This window comes from Kribbella sp., assembly GCF_035655035.1.
Lineage (GTDB): Bacteria > Actinomycetota > Actinomycetes > Propionibacteriales > Kribbellaceae > Kribbella.
Map to the genome: position 1 here is coordinate 1 of NZ_DASRVN010000665.1, position 3,974 is coordinate 3,974.

Here is a 3,974-nt window from a genome sequence, read left to right on the forward strand (position 1 = left end):
CAGAAGTTCCGGATCAGCGACGGATCGGTACGACCCGGCTGCGGAACGTTCGTGGGGCCAACGGGCACGGAGGGGATCCAGTTCTGGTCTCGGGTGGTATATCCGGTCAATCATCCCATGCGGGTCCAGCAGATTCGAAAAATCGCTGGCACCGGCCCGCTAGCGTGGTGACGTATGGCGCACGCTGCTGGGGTCCGGTTGCCCTATTCCGACCTGCCCTCGAAGGTCCAGGCGTGGGTGGAGCGCACGCTCGGCTCGAGCGTGGTATCGGCCACCACGCAGCAGGGCGGCTTCTCCCCCGGTACGGCGGCCCGTCTGGTGACCGGCTCCGGTCGCCGGGCGTTCTTGAAGGCAGTCGGTACGTCGCTGAACCCGAAGACCCCGAAGCTGTTCCGGCTGGAGATCACCGCGATGCAGGGCATCGGCCGGCTCCCGATGGCGCCTGAGCTGTACGAGGTGTACGACGACGGCGACTGGGTCGGCATGCTCTTCGAGGACGTCTCGGGACGCCTGCCCGCACATCCTTGGGAGCAGCCGGACGCGGACCGGGTACTGGACGCGCTGGCCGAGCTGACCGACGTACTGAACCCGTCGCCGTGGCCTGACGCTCCCGTCATCGCCGTACGGAGCCGCGACTTCCTGAGCCGCTGGGACAACGTGCTGGCGGACGGTCTCGCCGTACCGTCCTGGGCCTCTGGGCGGGTCGAAGAACTCGCAGAACTTGCCAGGACCGGTCTGCGAGCGCTGGCGGAGGGCAAGGCGCTCGCGCACTACGACCTGCGAGCCGACAACATCATCCTCACCGACGACCGCGTGGTGTTCATCGACTGGGCCCACCCGGGGCTCGCACCACGCTGGACGGACACAGTCATCCTGCACGCGGAGATGCGCGGCTCTGTGACCCTGCCGGAGCTCCCGGACGACCCTGCCATCACCGGATTCATCGCGGCGATCGCCGGCGGCCTCTGGTGGGGCTCAGCCCAGCCCGCGCCACCCGGCATCCCAACGATGCGCGCCTGGCAGCGAGAGCACGCGCTGGCGCACCTGGCCTGGGTGCGGGAGAGACTGCGCTAGCGCGGAATGCAGCGTTTCCGCCGGACAGGCGTCTCTGGGGTGTGACGAATCCAATGGTGAGTATCAGAGGGCCTGTCCCGATACCGGTGAAAGAGGACGCACGGGTCGCCGTGTCGAACCTCTACAGCCGGCATTGGGTAGGACTTGTCCGCCTGGCCGTACTGGTGACGGACGACCAACAGGCCGCGGAAGACGTCGTACAAGAGGCCTTCATGCAGCTGTACCAGCGGTGGCCTCTGCGTGAGTCCGAAGCAGCCATCGGCTACCTGCGGACCACTGTGCTGAACCGTTGCCGCTCGCTGCTCCGGCGCCGCCGGGTGGCGCGGCTCTACACACCGCCCCACGCGGCGCCCGGCAGCTCCGCCGAGAGTGCCGCCGTACTCGGCGAGGAACGGACGCAAGTGCAACGCGCCCTGCAGGCCCTGCCGACCCGCACCCGAGAGGTCCTGGTCCTGCGTTACTACCTCGACCTCCCTTTCGACGAGATCGCCCAGCTCCTCGGAATCCGCACCGCCTCGGCCCGGGCGACGGCCTCGCGCGGCCTGACCGCCCTCACCGACAAGCTCAAGGAAGCCCGATGAACGACACCGAGAACCGCCTCCGCGAATACCTCCAGACCAAGGCGACCACCAGCGTCCCGGCCGATTCGCACGGCCCCGGGCCCGAGCTGACCGTCAGCACCCGGCGCCGCACCTGGCTCCCCGTCACCGCCGTCGCCGCCGCCCTCGCGGTCACCTTGCTCGCCGGCATCCCGTACCTGACCAGCCTGGCCAAGCAATCCGGCACCGCCCCGGCCGGTAGTCCGACGGCGAAGGCGCTGACCAGCGCCATGCCGTCCGTCCCGTACATGGTCCAGACCAACGACAGACTGTCGACCCTCGAGGACGGCGACCACAGAATCAAGCTTCCCGCCGGTACCTTCGCCGTCTCCGCGGCCCGGGTCGCCGGGGGCTGGGTCGCCTCGATCGGCTCCGGAACCAAGGGGTACCGGCCGGCGATCATCGGCACCGACGGCACGATCCGGCCGATCGGCCCGGAGACCGAGAAGCACCCGCTCGCCTCGCCGGACGGCAAGCAGATCGCTGTCGTGCCGAGCAACATCAACGATCCGTCACGGATCACGATCTTCGACGTGCGGTCCGGTCGTGAGGTGGACAGCCTGCCGATGCCGAAGGACGACCTCAGGCTGCACGCGTGGACCAAGGACGGCATCTGGGCCTCAGGGTTCAAGAACTGGAACGTCCTGACTGTCTGGCAGCCGGGGAAGGGTAAGCGGACGATCAATCTCCCGGAGGGCTCACAACTGGTCCGTGCGTCCCAGACCGGCACCGTTCTCGCGGGAGAATGGCCGGACCGCCACAACTGTGCCAAGGCAGGCACCGTGGAGGGTGACAAGTTCGTTCTCACCCGCGAGTACTGCGGCAAGACCGGACTGATGAGCGTCGACCTGGCGCCGGACGGCCGGACGATGGTCGACGGCGGCTCCAAGGCATCGATCAACCTCACCACGGGAGCGGTCACCAAGCTGCAACTCCCGGACAAGGTGCAGCCGGCCGACGGCGTCGTCTACGAGGACTCCCGGTTCGCCCTGGTCATCACCCAGAAGGGCGAGGACCACGGCTCGAACAACACGTGGATCACCGCGCCGCGACAGATGTTCCGCTGCGACGTCACCACGGGCCGGTGCAAGGTCGTCGTGCCAGCCCGTTCGGCGACCATGTACATCTTCGGGCAGCTCTGAGCCGGCGATGCGGGGTGGCTCTCCTGAGCCACCCCGCACCCGCGTCAGCTGTCTACGCGTACGACGGTGGAGCCGGAGCCGTCGGCGCCGTCGGAGAAGTGCAGTTGGCCTAGGTACCTGGTGCCGGCGGTCAGGCCGGTCCAGGTGGCCGTCACGCTCGTGTCGCCTGCTACCTGGACCTGTTGGGTGGCTGGGGTGACCGTCAGGTTGCCTGCGGGCTTCTGTACTTCCCAGTGGTTCAGCTTCACCTGCTGCTGGTTCGCCCCGGCGTACAGGTCGACGTACACGTCCACCGGACCGCCCGCGGGCTGCGACAGGTTTACCTCTTCTTCAGCAGAGCCGCCCGTACTGCTGCCGAGCAGGGACGTCGTACCGGCCTTGTAAACGAACACATCGACGTCGGTGCCGGCCGGGTAGTCCGCGTCGAACGTGGAGAACCTGGCGTACGTCGTACCGGCCGGAACGTCCACGGTGAACTTCGCGACGTGGTCGTTGGCCTTCGGCGCGGTGGTCGGGAACGACACGCCACCCGGGTTCTTCAGCGTTGCCTCGGCGACGGTGGCCGGGTTCAGACCCAGAGCGGTCGTGTTGAGCGTCCCGGCGTACCCAGCGGTGACCGGGACGTCGACGGAGCCCGCAGTACCGGTGCCCTTGACCTGGACCGGAGCCTTGACCGTCAGCGGCTTGATAGCGAGCGTGCTGGCGACCGAGTGCTTCGCCGACTTCCAGACCAGCTTGCCGAACGAGTACTGCTCCAGCGGGGCACCGTTGTTCTCGATGGTGACCTTGTACGTCGTACTGCGGCCCGGGAACGTGACGAGCAGCTTCGGCGACACCGTCACCTTGAGGCCCTTCACACCTTCCACCTTCGGGAAGTACACCTCGGGCGTCGTGCCGACGTTCGTGACGGTCCGGGTCACGGTCTGCTTCCCGGCCAGGTCGCCGATCGCGATCGTCGGGTAGTTGAGGTCGCTCAGGTCGATCTTTCCATTCGCACACAGCTCGTGCGTGCTCGGCACCTGCCCGGAACCGCAGATGAACTTCGTCCAGTCCGTGTACGTCGAGTCGTAGACCAGGCCCGGGTCCATGCCGTACTTCGGCTGCACCTCACCCGCGCCGTACCCGAACGGGTTCGCCGCCGAGCCGGAGTCGTTCTTGA

At 67.6% G+C, this 3,974-nt stretch carries 3 protein-coding genes and 1 pseudogene; 3 read left to right on the forward strand and 1 reads right to left on the reverse strand.

The features are described 5' to 3' along the window. Window positions 1–174 precede the first annotated feature (174 nt). The 3 genes from VFF46_RS34740 (at window position 175) to VFF46_RS34750 (ending at window position 2,815) form a co-directional block, all read left to right on the forward strand. Window positions 175–1,074 carry a hypothetical protein gene (locus VFF46_RS34740; RefSeq protein WP_325041491.1) on the forward strand — a complete coding sequence of 300 codons (900 nt, stop codon included), beginning with the start codon at window positions 175–177 and terminating at the stop codon, window positions 1,072–1,074. An 86-nt stretch (window positions 1,075–1,160) separates the two neighbouring features. Beyond that, the gene (locus tag VFF46_RS34745; RefSeq protein WP_325041492.1) at window positions 1,161–1,655 is read left to right on the forward strand and encodes an RNA polymerase sigma factor; all 495 of its coding nucleotides are present in this window, start codon (window positions 1,161–1,163) and stop codon (window positions 1,653–1,655) included. After that, complete coding sequence (locus tag VFF46_RS34750; RefSeq protein WP_325041493.1) at window positions 1,652–2,815, forward strand: hypothetical protein; 1,164 nt, start codon at window positions 1,652–1,654, stop codon at window positions 2,813–2,815. Before VFF46_RS34745 ends, VFF46_RS34750 begins: the two co-directional genes overlap by 4 nt. A 44-nt stretch (window positions 2,816–2,859) precedes the next feature. Here the strand turns inward: VFF46_RS34750 and VFF46_RS34755 are convergent. Beyond that, a pseudogene (locus tag VFF46_RS34755) lies at window positions 2,860–3,974 on the reverse strand (protease-associated PA domain-containing protein); the annotation flags it as partial.